Origin of the sequence: Shouchella tritolerans (genome assembly GCF_025770735.1) — a bacterium.
Classification (GTDB): domain Bacteria; phylum Bacillota; class Bacilli; order Bacillales; family Bacillaceae_D; genus Shouchella; species Shouchella tritolerans.
On sequence record NZ_JAODPB010000003.1, the window covers coordinates 446,721 to 472,413 of the forward strand.

Consider the following 25,693-nt stretch of genomic DNA (forward strand, 5'->3'; position numbering starts at 1 on the left):
TTGGCACCTCCGTTTTATATAATTTTTCGCTTCTGCAAAGCGGATAAAGCCTGATTGTCAAGCTTCAGCAACTGTCCATAAATGGCTTCATTATCGCTACCAGGAGCAATGGAGCCAGTGTGTTTGATCGCCCCTGGCGTCCGGCTTAGTTTAGGAACTACGCCAGGCATTGGAAAAGGCCCAAGTGTAGGATGATCGACATGGACAATCATTTCCCGCGCTTGATAATGAGGGTCTTCAACCATCTCTTTCGCGGAATAAATCAATCCAGACGGAACGCCTTTTTGTTCGAGAATCGCAAGCGCCTCCTCGGCGAAAAGAGAGGTTGTCCACTTTTCAATTCGTTCGTCAAGTGCTTTCATATTTTCCCCGCGTGCTTCGTGGCTGGAGTAATCGGGATGGTTTGCCAACTCCGGTTCACCCATCGCTTCACAAAGCCGGCGAAACACGCCGTCTGCATTAGCGCCAATGACAATGAAGGTACGGTCTTTCGTCAAATAAATGTTAGAAGGAGCGATGCCAGGAAGCGTATTGCCCATACGTTCCCGGATCGCCCCTGCGAGCAAGTAGTCAGGCACTGTACTTTCCATGACAGCAAAAACCGATTCATAAATGGCGGTATCGACGATTTGGCCTTTGCCTGAACGGTTGCGCTCTTGCAAGGCAGCCAAGCAGCCGATTGCCGAAAATAAAGCAGCAAGTGTATCGCCAATCGATATGCCAATCCGCGATGGAGGCCGATCTTGGTAGCCAGTTACGTGGCGGATGCCGCCCATTGCTTCGCCAACGCTGCCAAAGCCGGCACGTTTTTTGTATGGCCCTGTTTGTCCAAAACCAGATGTACGTACCATAATCAGCCCTTCATTGCCTTCAGAAAGTGATTCATACGAAAGTCCCCACTTCTCCATTGTGCCAGGACGAAAATTTTCTAGAACAATGTCCGATTTTTCGGAAAGCTCCTTAAAGAGTTGTTGCCCTTCTTGTTCTCGTAAGTTTAATGTAATCGATCGTTTGTTCCTTGATTGGATCGGCCACCACAGCCCGATGCCATTTTTATGTTTTCCCCATTTTCGCATAGGATCTGGTTTATCGGGTGATTCGACTTTAATGACTTCTGCGCCAAAGTCGGCCAGCAATCTGCCCGTAAAAGGGCCAGCAATCAAAGAGCCTAATTCAAGCACGCGAATGCCTTCCAATGGTAAAGGGGTCGATGTTGAGTGTGACATACATTCCCTCCTGTTGTTAGCGTTTTCTTTTAGAACAATCTATCACTTTGTATACAAAAAGTCTATCTTATTTGTTAGAAAAATTAGATATTGAGTCTTTTTACCTAGTGCAGGATAACTGGATTTAAAGAGGATTTTGGTTTAAAAACGAATAATGGGCACATTTTGACGTGTTAAATATCCGCCATATTCGTTAAAAATATGTTTTAAATCGGATTGTTTTCTATTAATATTCGTCTTTTTTTAGTGGGTCTGTTTCGAAAAAAACACTTGCTAAATTCGAGTAGACATCATTTTGTATACAATTTAAGCGTTGCCATCATTGGGAACATCGGCTACACTAATTTGTAAGAGGTGTGGCAATGAACGTATACGAGCAAATGAAAGAAGCGATCATAACTGGCCGCTACAAACAAGGGGAACGCCTTACCGAGGAAGCGCTTACAATCGACTGGAATGTGAGTAGGACGCCTATTCGCAGCGCGTTAAAGCAACTTGAATTTGATGGGCTTGTCCAACCGCTAAAACGGGGATTTTTCGTCCGCACGTTTTCGAAAGAAGATTTGCGGCAAATTTATGATTTACGGGCAATGCTTGAAAGCTATGGCGCCGGGCAAGCTGCCCTGCATTACCAATCAGAAGATTTGGCGGCAATACAACAAGCAAACAGCCAGTATGAACAAGCCATATTGGCTTCATCCTTGCCCCATGAAGAGCGGATCAGTGCTGTCATTGCTGCCAACACACAATTTCATGATGCAGTTTATCGTGCGAGCCGCAACCGGCATATCCAAGAATTAATTGCAAAAGTGGTTGTATTGCCTTTTATTTACCGATCTTTTTATTGGTTTGGCGAAGATGGATTGCAGCAGTCCTTTGCTGCCCATAAAACGATTGTGGCAGCGATTGAAGAGAGGGATGCTGAACGAGCGAAAGCGGCAATGAATGAACATATTTTCAAAGGCAGGGATTACGTGCTTTATTATTACGAGGGAGGGGACAAATTTGGTTGAAATTTGTGAGGTTGGCCCTAGAGATGGGCTGCAAAATGAGAATGTAAGGCTGTCGGTGGAGCAAAAAATAGAGATGATGGAAAGGGCTGCTCGTTCTGGCATTTCGAAAATTGAAGCCGTTTCCTTTGTAAACAAAAAGCTCGTTCCGGCCATGGCAGATGCCGAAGAAGTAATGGCCGCATGGCAAAGCCGCGAAGGTGTCCGCATCGCCGGATTAGCGCTATCTCGCTCAGGAATAACACGAGCATTGCAAACATCCATTGACGTTCTCCATATAACCATTTCAGCAAGTGATGCTTTTAATAAAAAAAATGCCAACAAAACAGTTGCTGAAGGATTAAGTGATTTGCTGCCGGTTGTAGGCGAGGCAAGCGCCCAATTGCCAGTTGTCGCGGTCATTTCGACTTCTTTTGGCTGTCCTTTTAGTGGGGACGTGCAAGTGAAGAGCGTTTTTTCAGTAAGCGAGTCTTTTCTTAAAGCTGGGGCGACGGAAATTGTCTTGGCTGACACAACAGGGATGGCAAACCCTCGCCAAGTAGCAGAAACCGTTCATGGGTTTTATCGTACATTTGGAGAGGATGTGCCATTAGGCCTCCATTTTCATAACACGCGCGGGCTCGGGTTGGCTAACGCACTGGCAGGGTATGAAGCGGGCGTCAGGCGCTTTGATTCTGCAGTTGGGGGACTTGGTGGCTGTCCATTTGCGCCAAAAGCAACAGGAAACATTTGTACAGAGGACTTAGTCCATATGTTCCATGAAATGGGCATTGACACAGGCACCGACCTGGATGGCCTTATTACGCTTTCCCAACAAGTTGAAAAGTGGATGGGGAAACGCCTTGAAGGCCTTGTCATGAAGGCAGGGAAACGGTCAGAGCTTGCTGTGTAAACAATGGCCCATTCAGCGACAAATGTTTATCCCATGAAACGTCCTTGATAAAGGGCGTTTTTAATTGTCCTTAGCCAAGAAAAAATAAATAACAATAGTAATTGAATGTAGCAAAACGAACAGAATAAAGCCTGATTTGTAATTAAACTACATAATAACGAGGGATTTAAGCAATTATAAGTTGTGTAAGCGTTTATTATGTAGTAAAATTACTAAGATTGAAGGAGGTGTTCTTGCTTGGCTCGTTTTCAAGAACGGATTAAACAAAGTGAAGCGTCACTGACAGGTTCAGAGAAAAAAATCATCACTCAACTGAAAAAGCATGAAAAGCCATTTTTGTTGTCCATGAATGAATTGGCGCTTTTAAGCAAAGTAAGTGAACCAAGTGTTGTTCGCTTATATAAAAAGTTGGGGTATAGCAGCTACCAAGAGTTAAAAGTCGCACTTGCTCAGGAACTAGCTGAAATCAAACCGGCATTAAAGGAAAGCGCTGACATTGAGGCCGAGGATCTGGCTGATACGGTATTTGGCAAAATGAGTGAACAAATTACAGCAGCTTTGACGATGACCAAACATGCAATAGAGTTCGAGAAAATGGAGGAAGCAATTGGCAAACTCCATACAGCAAAGCGCTTGTATTTCTTTGGCCAAGGCTTATCAGGGACAATTGCAGAGGACGGCGCCCATAAATTTATGCGGCTAGGGGGGATGGCGTTATCAGTGAAGGACCCCCATTATCAAGCGATTTATGCGAGTCATATGGATGGAGGGGATGTCGTTGTTGCTATATCCCATTCTGGAGAAACAATCGATATTATCAATGTTTGTGATATGGCGAAAAGCAATGGTGCTTGCCTCATTGTCATTACCTCGAACAAAAATACGACACTTGCCTCGATGGCTGATTATTTGCTATTGACGCAAGCGGCTGAAACAAATAGGCAGCCCGATGCAATGGTTTCCCGTGTCATTCAACTGGCATTAATCGATACCCTTTATTTACGAGTGGCGGCACTGGGTGGACCATCAGGGAAGGAAAATGTAAATAAGTCGCGCCTAGCCGTGACGCGGATGAAGAAATAATGCCTGTGGATCGAAATAGAGAAGCTTTCAAAAATTGAGGTGTGTTTATGTTAGAGGGGTACAATTTAACATATTTCTGAAAGAAGTCTCCCTCTTCAAGCGTGTGAAGGAATATTGGTTGGGCGATAGCCGAAAAGCTGCCTATATTGCCTTGCTTGTTGTCGTCTTTGACCTTAGCTTAGTATCCGCATTACCGACTAGGGAACTTGCTTGGAGTATGGGCGGTTTTGCAGCGGGACTGACAGCGCTTGGTTTCATTTATTTGTTAAGTGTTGTATCGGCATACGTGCCAGGATTATAAATAAAGAGAGATAAAGGTGTGGTAGAAATGAAAACACACGTTGGTTTTATTGGTTTAGGAATCATGGGTGCGCCAATGGTGCGCAATCTACTAAAAAAAGGCTATAAAGTGACAGTGTATGACCTCCAGGAAGAGCGAATCGACATACTTGCAAAAGAAGGGGCTTTTCCTGCAAGTTCTGGTAAAGAAACAGCGCTAAACAGCGATGTCGTTATTACGATGTTGCCAAAAGGCGAACATGTCCATTCAGCTATATTTGGAGCAAATGGCGTTATGGAAGGTGCCAAGGAAGGCATGGTGATTGTTGACATGAGCTCTATTTCACCAGTCGACTCGCGCCAAATGGCACGACAAGTTTCTGAAAGAGGCGTTTTCTTCCTAGATGCACCTGTCAGCGGTGGCGAGCCAAAAGCAATTGATGGAACGCTGGCGATTATGGTTGGTGGCGACGAGGCGGTATTTGAATCAACCAAACCGGTTCTAGCTGCGATGGGGACAGACGTTGTTCTTGTAGGCAAATCAGGCTGCGGGACAACAGCGAAACTAGCCAACCAAATTATTGTGAATTTGAACATTGCTGCAGTTTCAGAAGCATTGGCACTGGCAGCCAAGGCGGGCATTGACATTGAAAAAATGTACGAAGCAATCCGTGGTGGGCTGGCTGGAAGTACGGTGCTTGATGCTAAAGTACCAATGATCCTCAACCGTGACTTTAAAGCAGGCGGGCGCGTTGATATTAACTTGAAAGACTTGACCAATGTGATGGATACGGCCCATGCATTGTCTGTACCATTGCCGTTGTCAAGCCAACTGTTGGAGATTTTCCATGCATTAAAAGCCGATGGGAAAGAGGCGCTCGATCATGCAAGCATTGTCCAACATTATGAAAAATTGGCCAATGTGACAGTGGAGAGGGAGGCATGAAAACAATGAACCATTTACATGCACAAACGGTTTTCAACACGCTTCCTTCTATTGATCGTACACTTGTACAGCATTCATTACAGCAAGAATTAAAAAACGCTCCTTATAAAATGATCGTTCTTGATGATGACCCGACAGGCATCCAAACCGTTCACGGCGTTTCTGTATACACTGATTGGAGTGAAACATCTATTCGCACAGCCTTTCGTGAAAGCAACCGACTCTTCTTTTTGCTGACGAACTCGCGTAGTTTTACCCAAAGCGAGACGGCCGCATGCCATGAAGAAATTGCGGAACGGGTGCAACGCATCTCTGAGGATGAGGGCATTCCGTATGTGCTCATAAGTCGTGGTGATTCAACGCTTCGTGGCCATTATCCGCTGGAAACGAACGTGTTAAAACAAACGATCGAAGGCATGTCGGCAATTCGTTTTGACGGTGAAGTGCTGATGCCGTTTTTTAAAGAAGGGGGCCGATTGACAATCGGCGATGTTCACTATGTCCGAGATGGGGAGTCGCTCGTTCCGGCCGGTGAAACTGAGTTTGCAAAAGACCGGACATTTCCGTTTTTTTCTTCTCACCTTGGCGAGTGGGTTGAAGAGAAAACAGAAGGAGAGCATACAAAAGAACAAACGATCTATATTAGCATACAAGATTTGCGTGAAAAACAAGCTGACTATGTCAAAGAGCAGCTTATGAAGGCGCAAGGGTTCCAAAAAATCGTTGTTAATGCTGTGGATTATGGCGATGTTGAAATTTTTGTAACCGCCTTTATCAAAGCCTTAAAAGCAGGAAAGCATTTTCTCGTTCGCAGCGCTGCTTCGCTGACAAAAGTGCTTGGTGGTGTATCCGATAAACCACTATTAAAGAAAGGCGACCTTATTGACGAGGCAGCCACGAACGGAGGCCTAGTTATTGTTGGTTCTCACGTGAAAAAAACGACAGAACAGTTGCAACAACTTCTTGATAGTGGACTTGTAGAAGGGATTGAATTCGATGTCCATCTTGTTCATTATCCCGATCAATTTGAACGGGAAGTTGCTAGAGTCCGTCGTGAATGCGAGGTGGCTATTGCCAGTGGCCGATCGGTCGTCTGTTATACGCGGCGAGAACGCCTTGATTTAGGTGACAATCAGGCGGAGGAAGAATTGAAATTAGCTGTAAATATTTCTGATGCCGTTACGAGTATTGTCCGTGACTTACAAGTACGGCCTAAATACATTGTCGCAAAAGGCGGCATCACATCGAGTAGCATCGGCACAAAAGGGTTGGCTGTTAAGCGCGCTGAAGTGCTAGGACAAATACAACCAGGAATTCCTGTATGGAAAACAGGGCAAGAAAGCAAATTTGCAAATGGGACGTACATTATTTTCCCTGGCAATGTTGGCCGATCCGAAACATTAAAAGAAGTTGTAGAAGAATTAGAACAATGACCAACTGCTAATGATTACCAGATTCCTTTCGGTTCCAATGCTGCTATGGCAAAGGCGGTAGGGGGGCTAACGAATGAGTCGTCATCGTGTTGGAGATCGATAAAAAAGGGAGTGCCGATAACTAGGGCACTCCCTTCAGACTGTAGACAAACGCTCGCATACGTCGTCGTTTGCCTCGGTCATATGCTCATGAACCCCCGTTCTATTCGCATCTTCCCTCGCCAGCACTCCTCGTCTGACAAGCGTTTTCTATCAGTCTGAGTGCGGTTATCGACTTTGCCGACAACCTTAAGGGAGTGCCAATAACTAGGGCACTCCCTTGGGGGTTATACAACTGCAAGTTCCGCTGCTTTTTTGCGGGCTGCATGTTCTTGCTTGGCTTTTGCCAGCAATTCTGGCTCGGTTAATAGCTGAAAGCCGATAAGGGCCAGGCCTTTTGCTCCAGTAAGGAGCGCTTGATTGCCTTGAGCCGAAGCGGCTGCTTCCCGAAAAGCAACGGTATGGCCGACTAAATGATCTGGGCCAATTTTAATGTAAGGGTGTATCGTAGGCACGACTTGGCTAATATTGCCTGTATCCGTGGAGCCTAGGCCGTCACGTTCGTCTGTCTGGACGTCTTCGCCTAGCTCTTTGAAAATGGAAACAAATCGTTCATTTAAGACATCGTTTGGCAGCAGGTCGTCGACTTTGTTTTGGAACTCAACAATTTCAAGAGTTGCCCCTGTAGCAAGGGCAGCCCCTTGGGCAATGGCATCGACTTTTTGGCGGATGATGTCTGTTTTTGGACGCGTATTGGCGCGAATATAAAAGCGTGCCCGTGCGTAGTCAGGGACAATATTAGCAGCATCGCCTCCGTCAGGAATGATGCCGTGAATGCGCACATCATCAGTCACGTGCTGACGCAATGCATTAATGCCATTAAAAAGCTGAATGACCCCATCAAGGGCGTTAATGCCTTTTTCAGGTGCACCGGCAGCATGAGCTGGCTTGCCGTGGAACACATAATCGACAGGATCGACAGCGAGAGAACGGCCTGATACCCGTGTCTCCCCGCTAGGGTGGATCATCAGGGCAGCGTCGATGCCAGCTAAGAGCCCTTCGCGGACAAAGCTGCCTTTCGCGCTGCCGTTGTCGCCCCCTTCTTCAGCCGGTGTACCGAGAACGACGACACGCCCACCTGTTTCATGGAGTTGTTCTCCTAAGGCAATGGCCGCAGCGACGCTTGTAGTGCCGATAATGTTATGGCCGCAGGCATGACCAATGCCAGGCAAGGCATCGTATTCGGCCAGAAAAGCAATCGTTGGTCCAGCTGGGTCGCCTTTTTCTGCAAAAAAGCCGGTTTTGTGGCCAGCCACATCGAGTTTGACACTAAAGCCAGCGGATGTAAGAAGCTCCGTCAATTGGGAAGAGGCAAACACTTCCTCATTGCCGATTTCAGGGTTTTCATGGATTTGCTGACTTGTGCGAATAAAGATTTCTGCTTGGCTGTCAATCACTGATTCAATCGCTTGCTTTGCAAGAGTATAGGTCGGCATCGGTTTCGCTCCTTAACGTGGATAGCTGTTTAACTCATCCAGTGAAATGTAGGTTGGGATAGTGGCGCCTGCGTATTCTTCTTCAATAAACGTCTTGACTTCATCACTTTGGTAAATGTCGACAATGCGTTGTAGGACAGGGTTGTCTGCGTCTTCGCTTCGTGCCGCTATGATGTTAATGTATGGCGTAGCTGTTTCGCTTTCCAAGGCAATCGCATCTTCAGGCGGAACGAGCCCGGCATCAACGGCAATGCCATTATTGATTAAGGATGCATCCACATCTTCCATGAGACGGGGGGCGTTGCCAGCGACAATTTCCGTTAATTTAATGTTTTTTGGATTGTTTTTAATTTGGTCGACGCCGCTTGTAACGCCAAAGTCGTCTTCTAGTTCGAGCAGGCCTGCTTCTTGTAGGAGCATTAAGTTGCGCGCTTGGTTCGTTGCTTCTTTATCGATGGTAATCTCAGCACCATCAGGAATCTCGTCAACCGAGTCGTACTTAGTCGAATAAAGCCCCATTGGCGCAAGCACTGTGGAACCGATCGCTGTTAAGTCAAGGTCATGTTCTTCGATAAAGTGGTCAAAATAGGAAATCGTTTGGAATGCATTGGCATCGATTTCGCCGTCGGCTAGCGCCTGGTTTGGCTGGACGTAGTCATTAAAACGAACAATTTCAATCTCAATGCCTTCTTCAGCAGCAATGTCAGCAATGAAGTCCCATTGCGGCGTGTCTGTGCCGGTAACGCCAATTTTGACGCTAACAGGATTGTCGGGGCTGTAGTCCGTCTTTTCGTCTAAGCTGTCTGCGCCAGCATTGCAAGCAGTGAGGGCAAATGCGGCTAAAATGGAAAGCGATGCGGTTGTAACTGTCTTTTTCATAAGTGGTTTCTCTCCTCTTCCATATCTGTATGTCTATTTATCGTCTACGGACGCGTTTCGATGAAATGTTTCCTAAAGATTGCAAGCCTTGGACAATGACAATTAACAACAATACGGTGATTAGCATCGTGCCGTTGTCAAAACGCTGGTAGCCATATGTGATCGCTACGTCGCCAATTCCGCCTGCGCCAATCGCACCTGCCATCGCTGTCGCGCCGACAAGACCAATCGTCGCTGTTGTTAAGCTGAGAAGCAAAGAAGACAGCGCTTCGGGTAAGATGAAGCGAAAAATAATTTGCGCTTTTGACGCGCCCATTGCATCAGCGGCTTCAATAATGCCAGGTTCCACTTCAAGCAGCGAGTTTTCAATTAACCGGGCGATGTAAGGGCCGGCGTAAAACACGAGCGGCACAATCGCAGCTGTTGTCCCAATTGCAGAGCCTATCAAAAAACGGGTAAGGGGAATCAACGCCACCAACAAAATGATAAAAGGCACAGACCGGAGCACATTAATGATGGGGTTGAGCGTATGGAACACAAAACTGTTTTCGAGTATGTGCCCTGGCCGAGTAACAACAAGGGTAACACCAAGCAAAATGCCGATCACCCCAGAAAACAACAAGGACCAGCCGACCATATAGACGGTTTCATATAAAGATTCGAGCAATAGCTCGCTTGTAATATTAGGACGAATTGCCTCAGGCAGCCACTCGAGCATCGCCTGTCACCTCCTTCGGTTGAAGCGGATGCGATTTTAAGTAATTGGACGCTTCTGCAAGTGTCTCTGGTTCGGCACGTAAGTCGAAGTAAATCCGACCAAATGATGTGCCTTGAATGTCGTTCATTGTTGCATGCAAAATGTCAACTTCAATGCCAAATGTCTGGATCAGCGAACGCAGCAAATCTGAGTGGGAATGATCGCCTGTGACAGACACCTCATAAATGCGACGGTTCGGCTCTTTCCGCTGCAACGCTTCTTTGACACGGGCAGGCAAGCCAGTTGGGATGATGGAGCGCACGAATTTTTCCGTTGTTGGATGTTGTGGGTTTGAAAAAATGGATAACACCGATCCTTCCTCAATGATGCGCCCTTTTTCCATAACGGCGACTTTATCACAAATCTCACGAATGACCGACATTTCATGTGTAATCATTAAAATCGTAATGTTGTATTCAATGTTTATTTTCTTTAATAGTTGTAAAATCGAGCTTGTCGTGTCTGGATCAAGAGCAGAAGTGGCTTCATCGCATAGCAACACTTCTGGGTTTGTCGCAAGTGCCCTGGCGATGCCGATTCGCTGTTTTTGCCCTCCAGACAATTGTTCTGGATAGTTGTCTGCTTTGTCAGATAAACCAACAAAAGAAAGCAGTTCGTTGACTCTTTGGCGAATCTCCGCTTTTGGCGTTCTTGTCAATTTTAATGGCGTGGCAACATTGTCGAACACCGTTTTGGACTGGAGCAAGTTAAAATGTTGAAAGATCATGCCGATATTCCGTTTTGCTTTTTGCAGTTCTCGGCTTTTTAATGTGGCCAAATTAACGCCATTAATGAGCACCTCGCCAGATGTCGGTCGCTCAAGCAAATTGGCGCTTCGAATGAGCGTACTCTTCCCGGCCCCGCTAAAACCAATCACACCATAAATTTCTCCTCTGGCGACATGTAAATTAACATTGTCGAGGGCAGTGACTGTCTGGTTGCTTGAATGGAATGTTTTTGTCACTTGTTTAAATTCAATCACAAAAATTCACTTCCTCTTAAATTAAGTAAACGGCTATGCCTACTAGGTTTTGGAGTCTTGTTCAACAACGGATTTGGCCTTTTTAAAAGAAAAAAGAAAACCCCTCTTCCTGGAAAGAAAGAGGGGAGAATGTTTAATTCAATCTCTTATTTCCCAGGACATCGTCCTGCTGGAATTAGCACCTTCCGCTCATGGCGGGGTTGCTGAAGCATCATCGGGCCAGTCCCTCTGCTCCTCTTAATAAGAATTCATATACGGTTGAAGTTGTTGAAATTAAGTGTAGCAAAAGCAACTTATCTTGGCAAGAGAAAATTTTTACACTTTACCGCAACAAAATTGCCACGCCTTTTGCCTAAACAAGTTTGTCGCTATAATGGAGAAAAATGGAGGAGAGCGCTTTGGACCTCATTTTTAAAGGTGATGGGCAGACAAGTGAAGACATAATCAAGCGATTTTTAATTAGCGAATCAGTTTACCCAAATACGAAAACGGAACTTGAACTGTTTGGCGTGCATGTTCGCACAGTAAAGGGGTCATGGGTCTACCCAGAACATCAGCATGCTATTTATGAAATCAATTGGGTCATAAAAGGACAACAAATTTTTACAACGAATGGGAGGCGCCATGAACAACACGCTGGTGACTTGGTGCTTGTAAGGCCAGGGGAGTTTCATGCCAGCGAAGGTGGCAATTCAGAGCCTTTCACGTACTTATGCATTCACTTTAATATTGATGACAAGCTGTTCTTACCTTATTTAACGCATATCGATCCATTGTTTTTTAAGGCTAGCGGCAGCCTTGCCAAAAAAATGGCGCCATTTCTCGAACGGATTGCTAAATTGCTGGAGCACGATAACTTTGGCCTAGTCGAAAAAATGAATATGCAAGCAGTGATGTTTGAAATGCTCGGCATGCTGGCGATTGGACTCGAAGAGTTAGAAGGCAAGCGCCTCTCAGAACGGACCGTTGCGCTCGCCTATCAAATCGCCGAGCAAATTGAGCGCAACTTGGTAGGGGGCGGACAGTTAGAAAAAAGCAATATTGAACAAATTGCCAAAAAACTGAACATCAGCGTTTCATATTGTAATCAATTGTTTAAAAAAGTATACCAAATGTCTCCACGCAAGTATTGGTCCTTTAAACAGTTAAATAAAGCAAAAGCATTGTTGTTGCAAAAAGACGTAACGATTGAAATGGTTGCTGATCAACTTGGTTATTACGATATCTCCCACTTTAGCCGCCAATTCAAACGCTGGACTGGCTTGGCACCGAGCCAGTTTCGCGCTAAACATGAGTCCTTTTATTGAAGATGGTTACAAGATTACCATCAGAGCAGGCATACAACAATGCCTGCTCTTAATCGTAGGCGGAGAGCGCCACCATTGCCTCGCTTTCTGGCTAGTAAACCCCGTTTCAATTCGAAATTTCCTCTGAGATCAGGTATCTATCAGGCTGATGTTTGCCGCCTTTTTGTGCAGGTATGGGTAAATAATGCGCAGGAACGTACATGTTTTTCGCTCTTTTTGATTGATAAAATGAAAGCGGTAACAAATATGGATAAGGAGCGGACGGATGATACGAAACCCTGTTTTAAAAGGCTTTAATCCAGACCCGAGTATTTGCCGTGTTGGCGATGATTACTATATGGCAGTTTCTACATTTGAATGGTTCCCTGGTGTACAAATCCACCATTCGCGCGATTTAGTCAACTGGCGCCTCATTAGTAGGCCCCTTAATCGCGTCAGCCAGTTAAACATGATTGGCAACCCCGATTCCGGGGGTGTGTGGGCCCCATGCTTGAGCTACTGTGATGGGCAATTTTGGCTTGTTTACTCTGATGTAAAAGTAGTAGAAGGCAATACGTGGAAAGACGGCCATAACTATCTTGTGACATGTGAAACGATTGATGGAGAGTGGAGCGAGCCCATTTACTTGAACAGCTCTGGCTTTGATCCTTCCTTATTTCATGATGAAGACGGGCGTAAGTATGTGCTGAATATGGTGTGGGACCAACGCGTGTACAATCATCGTTTTTATGGAATTTGCATACAGGAATACAGTGTATTGGAAAAACGGTTGGTTGGTAAACCGCAACTCATTTTTAAGGGCACGGAATTAGGCTTAACAGAAGCACCACACCTTTACCAAGCGAACGGCTATTATTATTTGCTGACAGCAGAAGGAGGAACGAAATATGAGCATGCGGCCACGATTGCCCGCGCGAAAGACATACACGGTCCTTACGAAGTTCATCCACAAAACCCGATATTGTCGAGCTGGGCACATCCGCGCCATCCGTTACAAAAAGCTGGCCATGCCTCTCTTGTAGAAACGCAACATGGCGACTGGTATATGGCCCACTTATTAGGGCGGCCCATTAGAAGGCAAGGGAAGAAGCTCTTAGAAGAGCGAGGTTTTTGCCCACTTGGCCGTGAAACGGCGATCCAAAAAATGGAGTGGAAGGATGACTGGCCTTATGTTGTCAATGGCCCTTTGCCCTCAGTAGAAGTGGCTGGGCCAAAATTGCCAGAAGTTCAATGGCCACAAGACTATCCCAAGTGCGATCAATTCGATCACCCTGTTTTGAACCATCACTACCAAACATTGCGGATTCCATTTAACCAGGAAATTGGTGTGCTTGACCATGAAGCGGGCATCCTGCGCTTGTTTGGGCGGGAGTCGCTCCACTCCAAACATACACAAGCACTTGTCGCCCGCCGCTGGCAAAATTTTTACTTTGACGCTGCGACGGAAGTGTCATTTTACCCAGAAACCTTTCAACAAGCAGCCGGGTTAATTTGCTATTACGATACTGAAAATTGGGTTTCGTTCCAAGTAACTTGGCATGAACGGAAAGGACGGATTTTAGATCTTGTCCAATGCGACCATTTTCATGTCTCACAACCATTGCAAGGCAGCGAAATCGTTGTGCCAGAACAGGCGGCCTCTGTGCATCTCAAGGTGAGCGTCCGTTACGATACATTCTTGTTTGCCTATTCTTTTGATGGCAGCCATTTTCAGGATAGTGGCATTGTTTTTGACACCTATAAACTTTCCGACGACTATATCGCCCATGGCGGATTTTTTACAGGGGCTTTTGTTGGCATGCATTGCCAAGACACATCAGGTGTACGCAAACATGCTGATTTTCACTCGTTTTCTTATCACGAGTTAGAGAGCAACGGTCTCGTTCAAGCAGAAGGAGGCACAAGCGCTGGAAAAAGTGTGGTTCGTGGGTGACTGACTAGGCGACGACATACGAGTGCTTGGCAAAGTTAAAGCCATTTTATATCGAAAGGGATAAGAAAGTTTGTACAATCGATCGCCTTTTTCGTTTAGATTCAAATCGGCCCGTAATGCCTGCCTTTATGCAACACGCCATTTGAGATGAACGAGCGCCGGCGCCTATTAAGGCACTTTAAAGCATTGTGTAAATAAGGACGATCATTGTCATGCAAGTAGGCGATCCGGCTATTGTTGCAGTTGTAGCACCTGGAATAAAAAGAAAAGGGAGTGGCAGTATGCCTATTCAAGAGAAAACAAGAGCAAGAGATACTTGCTGGCTTCCTGAAGAAGGGCAAGGGCACCGAACTGAAAAAGTGTGCATTTCTGTAGTAGGGAAGAGTTCTAGATTGAACACGATTAAAAAGTTGGCGCAGACGTATTTGCCGCGGATATTTGCCCATGTGGAAACAGTAGATGCCGAGTTTGCAAATGTAATCGTAGGAACGTTTGCCGCTTTGGGCCGTAGCGAACGGGTTGGCCATCAAGAAGGGTATCGTTTATTCGTTGACGGCGGTCAACTAATCATTGCAGCTGATACAGAATTCGGCGTGCTATATGGCTTTTACGAGTTTCTAAAGAAAAGCCAACAAGGGTGTCCGTTGCTAGCGATGGAAGCGGAAGAGCAGCCTGCGATGGAAGTGCGGATGATTAACCATTGGGATAATTTGGATGGTTCCGTTGAAAGAGGGTATGCAGGAAAATCGCTTTTTTTTGAGGACAATACCTGGGCAGCGTCAGACGAAGAAATCGTCCAATATGCGGAAATGCTCTCTTCCATAGGCATCAATGCTTTGACTATTAACAATGTAAATGTCCACGCAAAAGAAACAGAACTCATTACAGAAAAGTGGCTGCCACAATTGGCAAAAGTAGCAAACCTATTTGATGCTTACCACATTACGCTTTTTTTAAGTGCAAACTTTGCCAGTCCGATGACACTGGGGCATTTGCAAACAGCAGATCCCCTTGATAAGCGCGTTGTTCATTGGTGGAAAACGCAAGTCGAAGAAGTATACAAGTACCTTCCTACATTTGGCGGTTTTGTGATAAAAGCCGATTCCGAACATCGACCAGGACCATTTACATATGGCAGAACGCATGCACAAGGCGCTAATATGCTTGCTGATGCGTTAAAGCCATATGGTGGCATCGTGTTTTGGCGTTGCTTTGTCTATGATTGCTTGCAAGATTGGCGCGACCGTTCGACCGATAGGGCTAAGGCGGCCTATGAGCATTTTGCCCCTTTGGATGGGGCGTTTGCAGACAATGTCATTCTGCAAATTAAAAACGGCCCAATGGATTTTCAAGTGCGGGAACCTGTTTCGCCCCTATTTGGAGCATTAACGCAAACGAACTACGTCATGGAACTGCAAATGACCCAGGAGTATACCGGGCAGCAAATCGATGTTTGTTACTTGCCGATGCAATGGCAAGAAATATTGGCATTCGACACACATGCACATGGAGAGGGCACAAACATAGCCGATCTTCTTTCTAGCCGCCAACAGCACGGAAAGGGGAAAGGCGTAACAGCCGTTATAAACATAGGAAACAATAAAAACTGGACGGGGCATGCATTTGCTCAAGCCAATTTATACGGTTATGGCCAACTCGCCTGGAATCCAAAGCAGTGCCCAAGAAAGCTTGCCGAAGAATGGGCAAAGCGGACGTATGGGCACTTGTCAGCTGAGGTGCGGCAAACAATTTGTTCGATTTTAAAGCGGTCATGGCACGTTTATGAAGCTTATACAGCCCCTCTTGGTGTCGGTTGGATGGTCAACACAGGCCATCATTATGGGCCAAATGTAAATGGGTATGAATACTCGCCATGGGGGACGTACCATTTCTCTGACCGAAACGGCTTAGGGGTTGACCGTACCAAAACCGGGAGCAACTACGTTAGCCAATACAAACAACCTGTGGCCGAATTGTATGGAAATGTAGCGACGTGCCCAGACGAATTGTTGTTGTTTTTTCACCATGTTCCTTATATCCATATGTTAAAAAGTGGCAAGACTGTGATCCAACATATTTATGACGCCCATTTTGAAGGTGTAGAGGAGGTTGAAGCGTTTCTTGAAGCATGGGAGGGACAAAAGGAAGCAATGCCTGACAGTCTTTACAAGCATGTAAAAGAAAGGCTTGAAGCTCAGTTAGCGAATGCCCGCGAATGGCGCGACCAAGTAAATACGTATTACTACCGGATGTCGGGGATAAACGACGAGCAGGGCAGAAAAATTTATTGGTAAAAATCACAAAAGCCGTGCTGTTAAAGGCACTTTCCATTAATGAAAATCACTTTTCATCAGGTGACAGCGGTTCTTTTCTTGGTGGAGGGGGACCGTAAGCACCTGTGCCCACAGTCTTCCAAATAAGTAGTGTAGGAAAGCTCGTTCATCAAAGTTAGGGGAGGGTTACATGGCAGGGATTGACAAAGCTAGAAATGCGCATGTCTTGACAGGGGCAAAAATGAGTACGCTGACGCGATTAAGAACCGTTATTCGGAAAGATTGGCAACTTTATTCCTTACTGCTTTTACCACTTATTTACTTAGTTATTTTTAAATATGGTCCGATGATTGGAAATGTCATTGCATTTAGGCGCTTTGTCCCTGGAGGCCATTTATTTGGGGAAGAATGGGTAGGCTTTCACTATTTCAAGATGTTTATTAATGATCCTACCTTTTGGAAGGTCTTTACGAATACGCTCATGCTTGGCGGGCTTACATTATTGATTTGCTTTCCAATGCCGATTATTTTTGCGTTGTTATTAAATGAAATTAAGGCTAAAAGATTCAAAAAATTTGTTCAAACAGCTTCTTATTTGCCTCACTTCTTATCGATCGTTATTGTAGCAGGCATGATCTTGCAATTAACAGCTCTTAACGGTTCGATTAACGTGATCGTTGAGTTCTTTACTGGAGAAAAAATTAACTTTATTCAGCAGGCTGAATGGTTTCGGACCATTTATATTACCTCTGACATCTGGCAAGGGATGGGCTGGGGAGCGATTTTATACTTGGCTGCATTAACAACGATCGATGACTCTCTCTATGAGGCTGCAAAAATCGACGGAGCCAATCGTTGGAAGCAAACGCTGCACATTACCATCCCAGGAATTCTTCCAACAATCATTACATTGTTAATTCTAAATATTGGCAGTTTTTTGGCTGTCGGTTTTGAGAAAATTTTACTTATATACAACCCATTAACCTATGAAACGTCAGATGTCATTTCAACTTACTTATATCGGGTAGGGCTGGAATCGAGCAACTTTAGTTATGCGACAGCGATTGGCTTATTTGAATCTATCATAGGCTTAGTACTGATTTTAACAGCGAACGGAATTTCTAGAAAGTTAACGGAAAGAAGCTTGTGGTAGGGAGGAGGAGTATATGCAGGAATCCATCCAATACAAGATTTTTAAAATATTCAATGTGTTTATTTTGCTAGTCGTTGTCTTTTGTACACTTTACCCTTTTTTAAATGTGGTTGCACAATCTTTTAGTAGTGAAGCTTATATTAGCGCGGGAGAGGTTAATTTAATTCCAAAAGGCTTTAATATTGAAACGTATAAGACAGTGATTGAAGATAGGATGTTTTGGATTAACTATAAAAATACCGTTGTTTACACAGTCGTGGGAACAGCCATCTCCATGTTTTTTACAACGATCTTTGCCTATGCATTGTCAAAAAGACGGTTGGTAGGTCGCAGGTTTTTAACATTATTTGCTGTATTCACGATGTTTTTTAATGGAGGTTTAATCCCGAACTATCTACTAATCAATAACTTAGGGTTTCATAATACCATTTGGGCGCTTGTTATCCCCGGAGCGATTAGTATTTATAACATGCTAATTATGAAATCGTTTTTTGAAAATATGCCTGATGAGCTAGAAGAAGCAGCCGCAATGGATGGGATGAATACGTATGGAATTCTTCTCAAAATCATCTTACCACTTAGTAAAGCAGTGATGGCAACAATGGTTCTCTTTTATGCAGTTGGACACTGGAATTCATGGTTTCCAGCCTTTTTGTATCTTGATCAAAAGGACTTGTTCCCCGTTACGATCTACTTGCGAAATATGATTGCTGGGGCTACTGGTAGTGCGGCAACGGGCGCAACATCAGCAGATAACTTAATACAGATTTCCGCCAATATCAAATCAGTTACGATGGTCCTTACGATATTACCGATTTTAACCGTATACCCGTTTGTACAGAAATACTTTGTCTCAGGTGTAATGCTAGGGTCTGTGAAGTAAATCCAGAGCTAATGAGCAATGAAAGGTTACTATCTATTAACAGTCATTAACCGATCAAGTTAGGAAGAAGCTTATTGCTTTCGAATAAAAAGGGAGGGAAAAGAAATGAAAGAGTGTCTAAAAAAGAAATGGACTGCTTTTTGTCTAACAGCTTTATTTTTACTAGTGATTGCCGGCTGTTCCAGCACAGACTCTGACGGCGAAGAAGAAATGAAATCTAAAGGGGCGATGGAATCGTATAATGTTGGCGACACATTTAAAGCCGAAGAAGCGCTTGAGTTTTCAATGATGTACAGCGATCACCCAAATTATCCTTATAAAGAGGATTGGTTGTTGTGGGAGAAGATCGAAGAACTCACAAATGTGACGCTAAATCCGACGATTATCCCAATGAGCGATTACGCACAAAAACGAAACTTGTTAATTAGTTCTGGGGAATCACCACTCATTATTCCAAAAACGTACCCGGGAGAGGAGGCCTCATTTGTCTCTTCTGGAGCGATTCTGCCTGTAAGTGACTATATGGATAAAATGCCCCATTTCAAAGACAAAATTGAGAAATGGGAAATGGAAGATGAATTAGAAACATTGCGCCAAAGTGATGGGGAATTTTATCTCCTTCCAGGCTTACATGAGAACGTATGGCCAGAGTATACATTAATTGTGCGAACGGATATTTTTGAGGAAAATACTATTCCGCTGCCAACAACTTGGGATGATTTATATGAGGCAATGAAGACGTTAAAAGACATTTATCCTGATGTGACTCCGTTTTCTGACCGCTATGAATTTAATAGCACCCTTAATATTGCCGCGACAGGCTTTGGTACGAAGGCAGGCTGGGGTTTTGGCAATGGTTTAACATACGATGACTCAAAAGATGAATTTGTTTATAGCGCAACGACAGATGAATACAAAGAACTGTTGACGTATTTCAATAAATTGGTGAAAGAAGGCCTTTTAGATAAAGAAAGCTTTACACAGGGAGATGAACAAGCTACCCAAAAATTTGTTTCTGGAAATTCATTTATTATTAATGGAAATGCCCAAGATGTTGTGACATATAGAACAAGCATGGACAAATTACTAGGTGAGGGCACTTATTCAATTGCAAAAATTACGGTGCCTGGTGGCCCTGCCGGCCATTTAATGGCAGGAAGTCGCTTCGAAAATGGCGTTATGATTTCGTCGAAAGCAAAAGAAAGCGAAAATTTCGAAGCATTGTTGCAATTTATTGATTGGCTTTATTACAGTGATGAGGGGCAAGAATTTACAAAATGGGGTGTTGAAGGCACGACCTATACGAAAACTGAGGGCGTACGAAATTTAGCAGACGATGTGAATTACAATGGATTAAACCCTGACGGAACGACGGATTTGCGTGTTGATTATGGTTTCTCTGGTGGCGTTTTTGCTTACGGAGGGACAACGGAGCTGCTCCATTCGATGTTTACTGAAGAAGAGATCAAATTCCAAGAGGATATGGCAAACACAAAAACGGCGATCCCTTTAGAACCACTCATTCCCTATACAGCAGAGGATAGAGAACAGGCGACATTATTGAGTACGCCACTAAAAGATTATACAGATCAAAATACATTAAAGTTTATTTTAGGGGAGCGTGATTTAAGTGAATTTGACACGTTTGTAACAGAGTTGGAAGGCCAAGGATTGCAAAGGTATGTCGATCTCGCCAACCAAACATACCAAGACTATAAGCAGTCTTATAACTGATCCATTATGATAGGTTGTCCTTCTCACTTGAAGGGCAGCCTGCATACCCATCAAGCTACTAGATAAGTAAAACCACTAAGAAAGACGGTGAACGGACATGGAAGAAAGAAAGGAATTTGGTCAAGGAATCTTATTTACGGTGACAAACTATATTTATTGGTTTCTTTTGACAAATGTCTACTTTATCTTAACCAATAGTCTATTTCTATTTTTCTTTATGACATTGCAACCTTCTTTCTCCAATATTCTTTTATACTTTCTGGCATTGATACCATCAGGGCCTGCGATTGCGGCGATGTGCTATTCAATGGAGAAGCTGGTGAGAACGAAGGAGTTGTCACCTACACGGGATTTTTTTGAAGGCTATAAAAAAAACCTAAAAGATACGTTTTCCATCTGGTTGCCTATGCTTGTCATCTGCTTCATTTTATTAGTCGACTTCCAATACCTCCGCCAATCGTCATCACAAATAAGCCAAGCTGGGTCGATCATCCTATTTGTTCTGTTGATTATGTGGACAATGGTAATGTTAAACATTCTAGTAATCAATGCGCGCTACAAATTCAGAGTGCGGGATGTGCTAAGATTGTCGATTTATTACGGTTTTACGAAAGTGAAACAAACGACAGGAAATTTGTTGATCTTATTTATAGTTGGAGTCATCACGGCTGTTACCACTAATTTTTTTGTCCTGTTTACAGGAAGTTTGATTGTTTTCTTGATCGTACTAAATATGAGATTGGTTCTTGGAGATATTGAAGACCATTTTTTGGCGACTTCCCCAGAAGGAGAACAATCGAGAGCTTGAAAAAGCTCTTTTTTCTTATTAATGACCAACCGAACGTTCTTTTTGGCCTCGTGAATAGTGCTCGTTTTTTTTAACAGGATAATGTCTTCTGTTAGTTTCGAGCACGAGTATACACCTCTGCCTGTATTGATCTTTGTGCTACCGTAACCTATATAGAAAAAGCACCAAAAGATAGGAAAAAAGCCCTTTTGGGACAGCGCTTGAACGGTAGCTTAAACGAGAATGCTGAAAAAGTAGGGTGTAGTTTTGTATATTTTTCTCGAAAAGGTTTGAATCGTGTCGATCTGTGGAATTATATAGGTAGAAAGATCGATAGGAGGGATAGGAAGAATGGATGAGAAAATTTTTATTAGTCCAAGCAAGTATGTTCAAGGCCGAGGTGTTCTAGACAAGACGGGGGAATACGTAAAAGACTTAGGCAAAAAGGCGCTGCTTATGGCCGATGAATTTGTCTGGGGGATAGCTGGAAACCGAGTGGCTGACAGCTTGAAAGAAGCAGGCCTTGACGTGGTGGAAGTCACATTTGAAGGTGAATCGTCTGAAGCGGAAATTAAGCGGATTGTAAAAAAGGCCGAAAACGAAGGCGCTGATATCATTGTTGGAATCGGCGGCGGAAAAACATTGGATACAGCTAAAGGGGTACGTGATCGTTTACAAGATGCCGGCTGTGCCATTGTTCCGACAACGGCTTCAACCGATGCGCCGACAAGCGCTTTGTCGGTCATCTATTCAGAAGACGGCGTGTTTGAACGCTATTCCTTTTATAGCAAGAACCCGGATATTATCCTTGTCGATTCGACAGTCATTGCTAGTGCTCCGCCGAAATTTTTAGCAGCAGGCATTGCTGATGCTCTTGCTACTTGGGTCGAGGCTCGAGCTTCCTTTGAAGGACGGGGCACTACAATGGCAGGAGGAAAAGCAACTATTGCTGGGTTAGCGATTGCTGAGAAGTGTGAGCAGGTTTTATTTGATTACGGGTTGCTTGCTTATGAAGCGAATAAACGGGGAGTTGTTTCCCATGCCCTTGAACAAGTTATAGAAGCCAATACACTGCTAAGCGGCCTCGGGTTTGAAAGCGGAGGTCTCGCGTTGGCGCATGCTGTCCATAATGGTTTTACTGTGCTTGATGGCGATATCCATCATCTAAGCCATGGGGAAAAGGTTTCGTTTGGCATATTGACACAACTAGCATGGGAAGACCGCAATCAATTTGAGATTAACCATTACATTCAATTTCTGTCAAAACTTGGTTTGCCAGTGACGTTTAAAGACCTCCATATTGAAGGAATTAGCCGCGACGAGTTATTAAAAGTCGCACAAACGGCTTTGCAAGAAGGCGAAAGCAGCCATAACTTAGCAAGCGTTCCGTCAGCCGATGACCTCGTTGATGCCATGGTTGCCGCAGACCAGTATTCCATCGCCTATCTCGGAAGATAAATCAATAGTAAAAGAGCCGAAACCGCAACGCGATTTCGGCTCTTTTTTGCCATAAACTCGGGATGGCGAAACCTCTCAAATACCGCTTTCGATTCAACGATTAGGGGCATCCTCACCGTGAAGAAAGCACTGATTGATAGGCGTTGCACATTTACGTTTGTGTCATTCGCCCCTTCGCTTTCCGTCGATCAGCCCTCACAAGCGTTTCGTCTGATTAAGTTTGGTGATGAGAAAGAAACAGAACAAATGTTCCCTTTTTCTTTTGTTTCTGGTAGAATAGAATAAGAGTGAACAACATGGACGGGCATCAAATTGTAAAGGAGGCGATCTACTTGGAGGAAAGAGAACTGTTAAAATTGATTTTGGAAAAAACGGTGGCCACGGAAAAGAGTGTCAAGGAATTAACTACTCGTTTGGGTGGATTGGAAAAGCGTTTTGACGGCTTAGAAGGACGTATTGATGGGTTAGAAAAGCGTTTTGACGGTTTAGAAGGGCGTATTGATGGGTTAGAAACTCGTTTTCAACGGGTAGAAAACGACGTGAATAAGTTGAAAGAAGAACAAGGCATGATCAAACAAGCAGTGATGGAAACGAACAAAAATGTGAAACAGTTAATGGAAGACCAAAAATCAACCTATGAAATTTTGAGCGAACATGACGTGGCGATCCGGGCAATCCGCAGGCGAATACAAAAGTTGGAGGCGTAACGTCAGTAGTAAATAGAACAAGGTCGTTTAACATGAGCGATGCAAATAGACGGAGGTTCATAAGTCTATGAACGGTAGGCAACGAAGCATGCGAGCGTTTGTCTACAAGTCTGAAGCCGCCAATCACTTGGCGGCTTTTTAGCATCTACTGTGGATTAGAATGGTAAACACAGCTACCATTAATATAGGTGGCGCAAAGTTTTGTTTTTGTCGCAAATGGATGGCCTGTCCAAATCGCCAGGTCAGCGTCTTTTCCTACTTCTAGTGAGCCGACGCGGTTTGAGATGCCGGCTAATTCTGCAGCAGTGCGAGTGATGCTTGCGAGTGCTGTTTCTGAGGAAAGTCCGTATTTGACTGCTTCCGCTGCGCAGACGGATAAATATTGAATAGGCGTAAAAGGATGGTCTGTCATAATCGCAAATGGGATGCCTGCTTCGTCCATTAGGGCAGGGCTTTTAGGAGTGCTGTTCCGCAATTCATATTTAGAAGCAGACATCATAAATGGACCGAGTGTGACCGCGACCCCTGCTTTTTGGATCGCATCAATCATCATATAGCCTTCTGTCGCATGCTCGAGATGGAGCTTGACGCCAAATTCATCGGCAATGCGAAGGGCAGTCGCAATGTCGTCGGCACGATGGCAGTGGAGGCGGAGCGGCATGGTGCCATTTAAAACTTCAATAAACGGCCACAGCTCTTGGAGATCAACACCGAGTTCCTCTTTTGCCAAATGCCGATAAGGCAAAGCTTTCAAGAAGCCATTACGGATAATCGAAGCAACCGCCATGCGTGTGAATGGCTTTTTGTGATAGGTTTGTCCGAAAACGTTTTTGGGGTTTTCGCCTAGAGCACCTTTCAGCCCGCTTCGTTTTATTAAGAGACGCTCTTCTAATGTAGCGCCAGCTGTTTTCAAAATGGACCAAATGCCGCCAATGGGGTTGGCACTTCCAGCGCCTGTTTGTACAGTGGTGACGCCGCCTCGCACAGCATCTTGGAAGGAAAAATGGTCTAAATGAATGCCGTCCGTTGCCTCCATTAGAGGGGTAAACGGTTCGGAATATTCATTGGCGTCGTTTACGTCCTCTATCACTTCGGCCCAGATGCCTACATGGGTGTGGATATCAATGAGTCCCGGTGTAATAACCATCCCTTTTGCCTCGACTTCTTTTGTGCCAGCTGGAACATTCAGATGGCGGCCAATCGCTGTAACTTTGCCGTTGGCGATGTAGAGATCTCCTGATTGGATAACCGTAAAATCGGTATCGACTGTATACAAATCTGCGCCGCGAAATACTGTATTCATCGCTGTTCCCTCTCCTTTTCATAACAGAGTTTGCCACTTACAAACGTGTGGGTAACGGAGCTTGTTAACGATAAAGGATCGCCATTCCAAATGGCAATATCGGCTTGCTTTCCTGCCGTAATTGAGCCAGTTCTGTCAGAGATGCCTAAACATTGGGCGGTGGCAAGCGTAAGGGCGTTTAATGCGTGCTTTTCGTCCAAACCTTCTCGTACTGCCAGCGCGGCTTCTAACTTTAAGTTCCGCACAGATGTGGTAGGATGGTCTGAGATGATCGCATGGGGGATGCCTGATAAAACGACTTTTTTATGAAAGGAAGGGCACAATTTTTGTTGCTCGTGACGTTCCCGCGCTTGGAACATCGGCCCTGCAAAGAGAGACGCTCCTCGTTGTTTTAACTCGTACAGCTGACGCTCATTGGCGCCTGTACCATGAACAAGCGTCAATGAAAATGCATACTCTTCTTGGAGGCGCAACGCTGTGTCAATGTCAGTCCCGTGGTAAGCGCGGATAAACACATTTGCTGGCGTGCCGTGCTTGTCAAAGTAACGGCGCAAGGAAGCGGCAATGCCCATTCTTGTTAATGGTTTATTGGTTTGTTGTTTAAACATATGTTTTGGGATGTCGCCCAGTGAAAAAGCATGACCGTACGAAGGCTTAATTGCCATCTCGTCCACTGTTGCCCCGTCATGCTTCACAATGGTTGTTTGTGCGCCGATCACGCTCCCTGGTCCAGAAACGACATGGGAAACTGTCACACCATTAGCAAGCGCTTCTTTAAATGCAGCGTCAAAAGGATAAATGCTGTCGAGGATTCGATAAGGAGCCAAATCGTCGCTTTGGGCGGTTTCTGTCTCATCCCCGCCTTCCCAGCGAATACCGATTTCTTTTGCGCCAATTTGGCTAAATCCATCTATAAATCCTGGTAGTACATAGTGATCGCCCACATCGGTAACAAGGCAGTTTTCAGGGAGCGATTCGTCATAGGGAAGCAATGCCTCAATGTGCGTGCCTTGGAGCAAAATCGTTTTCGCTTGATACGCTCCTAAATCGGAATCATAAACGCGAGTAGAACGAATAGCTGTATACATTACAGAACATCCTTTCTAAAAAGTTATGGCTACTTAGGATATGTA

22 protein-coding genes and 1 riboswitch are annotated in these 25,693 nt (G+C 44.7%); of the genes, 15 read left to right on the forward strand and 7 right to left on the reverse strand.

What is annotated here, in order from left to right:
• Positions 1–14: 14 nt before the first annotated feature.
• Positions 15–1,226 (reverse strand): CaiB/BaiF CoA transferase family protein, encoded by a 1,212-nt coding sequence (locus tag N6H06_RS12505; protein ID WP_263706918.1) that lies wholly within the window; start codon positions 1,224–1,226, stop codon positions 15–17.
• A gap of 362 nt (positions 1,227–1,588) precedes the next feature.
• Between N6H06_RS12505 and N6H06_RS12510 the strand changes: the two genes are divergently transcribed.
• From N6H06_RS12510 to N6H06_RS12535, 6 genes are all read left to right on the forward strand, one after another.
• Complete coding sequence (locus N6H06_RS12510) at positions 1,589–2,239, forward strand: GntR family transcriptional regulator (protein ID WP_263706920.1); 651 nt, start codon at positions 1,589–1,591, stop codon at positions 2,237–2,239.
• Complete coding sequence (locus N6H06_RS12515; RefSeq protein ID WP_249413915.1) at positions 2,232–3,128, forward strand: hydroxymethylglutaryl-CoA lyase; 897 nt, start codon at positions 2,232–2,234, stop codon at positions 3,126–3,128. The genes N6H06_RS12510 and N6H06_RS12515 overlap by 8 nt, the downstream gene beginning before the upstream one ends.
• A gap of 237 nt (positions 3,129–3,365) precedes the next feature.
• Positions 3,366–4,211: a MurR/RpiR family transcriptional regulator gene (locus N6H06_RS12520; RefSeq protein WP_062748392.1), complete on the forward strand. Its 846-nt coding sequence runs from the start codon at positions 3,366–3,368 to the stop codon at positions 4,209–4,211.
• Positions 4,212–4,329: 118 nt separating this feature from the next.
• Complete coding sequence (locus N6H06_RS12525) at positions 4,330–4,512, forward strand: hypothetical protein (protein WP_062748390.1); 183 nt, start codon at positions 4,330–4,332, stop codon at positions 4,510–4,512.
• Positions 4,513–4,539: 27 nt separating this feature from the next.
• Positions 4,540–5,436, forward strand: coding sequence for a 2-hydroxy-3-oxopropionate reductase (gene garR / locus N6H06_RS12530; protein WP_062748388.1), 897 nt, complete (start codon positions 4,540–4,542; stop codon positions 5,434–5,436).
• A 5-nt stretch (positions 5,437–5,441) separates the two neighbouring features.
• Positions 5,442–6,869 (forward strand): four-carbon acid sugar kinase family protein, encoded by a 1,428-nt coding sequence (locus tag N6H06_RS12535; protein ID WP_263706925.1) that lies wholly within the window; start codon positions 5,442–5,444, stop codon positions 6,867–6,869.
• Between the two features lie 326 nt (positions 6,870–7,195).
• Here N6H06_RS12535 and N6H06_RS12540 read toward each other — a convergent pair whose 3' ends face one another.
• The 4 genes from N6H06_RS12540 to N6H06_RS12555 are packed head-to-tail and all read right to left on the reverse strand — an operon-like array spanning position 7,196 to position 11,022.
• Positions 7,196–8,404, reverse strand: coding sequence for a M20 family metallopeptidase (locus tag N6H06_RS12540; protein WP_062748384.1), 1,209 nt, complete (start codon positions 8,402–8,404; stop codon positions 7,196–7,198).
• 12 nt (positions 8,405–8,416) lie between these two features.
• On the reverse strand, positions 8,417–9,283 hold the full coding sequence (locus N6H06_RS12545; protein ID WP_062748382.1) for a MetQ/NlpA family ABC transporter substrate-binding protein: 867 nt from the start codon (positions 9,281–9,283) through the stop codon (positions 8,417–8,419).
• Between the two features lie 37 nt (positions 9,284–9,320).
• Positions 9,321–10,001: a methionine ABC transporter permease gene (locus tag N6H06_RS12550; protein ID WP_062748380.1), complete on the reverse strand. Its 681-nt coding sequence runs from the start codon at positions 9,999–10,001 to the stop codon at positions 9,321–9,323.
• Positions 9,982–11,022 carry a methionine ABC transporter ATP-binding protein gene (locus N6H06_RS12555; protein ID WP_062748378.1) on the reverse strand — a complete coding sequence of 347 codons (1,041 nt, stop codon included), beginning with the start codon at positions 11,020–11,022 and terminating at the stop codon, positions 9,982–9,984. Before N6H06_RS12555 ends, N6H06_RS12550 begins: the two co-directional genes overlap by 20 nt.
• Before the next feature lie 143 nt (positions 11,023–11,165).
• Positions 11,166–11,269: riboswitch (SAM riboswitch) on the reverse strand.
• Positions 11,270–11,420: 151 nt separating this feature from the next.
• Between N6H06_RS12555 and N6H06_RS12560 the strand changes: the two genes are divergently transcribed.
• The 9 genes from N6H06_RS12560 to N6H06_RS12600 all read left to right on the forward strand — a co-directional run bounded on the left by N6H06_RS12560 (position 11,421) and on the right by N6H06_RS12600 (position 23,257).
• Entirely contained in the window at positions 11,421–12,329 is a 909-nt protein-coding gene (locus tag N6H06_RS12560; RefSeq protein ID WP_249413916.1) for an AraC family transcriptional regulator, read from the forward strand.
• Between the two features lie 265 nt (positions 12,330–12,594).
• Positions 12,595–14,262 carry a glycoside hydrolase family 43 protein gene (locus N6H06_RS12565; RefSeq protein ID WP_263706932.1) on the forward strand — a complete coding sequence of 556 codons (1,668 nt, stop codon included), beginning with the start codon at positions 12,595–12,597 and terminating at the stop codon, positions 14,260–14,262.
• A 212-nt stretch (positions 14,263–14,474) separates the two neighbouring features.
• A complete protein-coding gene (locus N6H06_RS12570) occupies positions 14,475–16,556 on the forward strand; it encodes an alpha-glucuronidase (protein ID WP_263706934.1) in 2,082 nt (693 codons plus the stop codon).
• A gap of 220 nt (positions 16,557–16,776) precedes the next feature.
• The gene (locus tag N6H06_RS12575) at positions 16,777–17,688 is read left to right on the forward strand and encodes an ABC transporter permease (protein ID WP_062749094.1); all 912 of its coding nucleotides are present in this window, start codon (positions 16,777–16,779) and stop codon (positions 17,686–17,688) included.
• Positions 17,689–17,701: 13 nt separating this feature from the next.
• Entirely contained in the window at positions 17,702–18,571 is an 870-nt protein-coding gene (locus N6H06_RS12580) for a carbohydrate ABC transporter permease (RefSeq protein ID WP_263706936.1), read from the forward strand.
• Positions 18,572–18,676: 105 nt separating this feature from the next.
• Positions 18,677–20,305 (forward strand): ABC transporter substrate-binding protein, encoded by a 1,629-nt coding sequence (locus tag N6H06_RS12585; protein ID WP_263706937.1) that lies wholly within the window; start codon positions 18,677–18,679, stop codon positions 20,303–20,305.
• A gap of 97 nt (positions 20,306–20,402) precedes the next feature.
• Positions 20,403–21,113 (forward strand): YesL family protein, encoded by a 711-nt coding sequence (locus tag N6H06_RS12590; protein WP_062748369.1) that lies wholly within the window; start codon positions 20,403–20,405, stop codon positions 21,111–21,113.
• A 330-nt stretch (positions 21,114–21,443) separates the two neighbouring features.
• Positions 21,444–22,550 carry a glycerol dehydrogenase gene (locus N6H06_RS12595; RefSeq protein WP_062748367.1) on the forward strand — a complete coding sequence of 369 codons (1,107 nt, stop codon included), beginning with the start codon at positions 21,444–21,446 and terminating at the stop codon, positions 22,548–22,550.
• A gap of 296 nt (positions 22,551–22,846) precedes the next feature.
• Positions 22,847–23,257 (forward strand): hypothetical protein, encoded by a 411-nt coding sequence (locus N6H06_RS12600; RefSeq protein WP_062748365.1) that lies wholly within the window; start codon positions 22,847–22,849, stop codon positions 23,255–23,257.
• Between the two features lie 145 nt (positions 23,258–23,402).
• Here the strand turns inward: N6H06_RS12600 and N6H06_RS12605 are convergent, their stop codons facing one another.
• Together N6H06_RS12605 and N6H06_RS12610 are read right to left on the reverse strand one after the other, a co-directional pair.
• On the reverse strand, positions 23,403–24,560 hold the full coding sequence (locus N6H06_RS12605; RefSeq protein ID WP_062748363.1) for an amidohydrolase: 1,158 nt from the start codon (positions 24,558–24,560) through the stop codon (positions 23,403–23,405).
• Positions 24,557–25,648 carry an amidohydrolase family protein gene (locus N6H06_RS12610; protein ID WP_062748361.1) on the reverse strand — a complete coding sequence of 364 codons (1,092 nt, stop codon included), beginning with the start codon at positions 25,646–25,648 and terminating at the stop codon, positions 24,557–24,559. Before N6H06_RS12610 ends, N6H06_RS12605 begins: the two co-directional genes overlap by 4 nt.
• Positions 25,649–25,693: the final 45 nt, after the last annotated feature.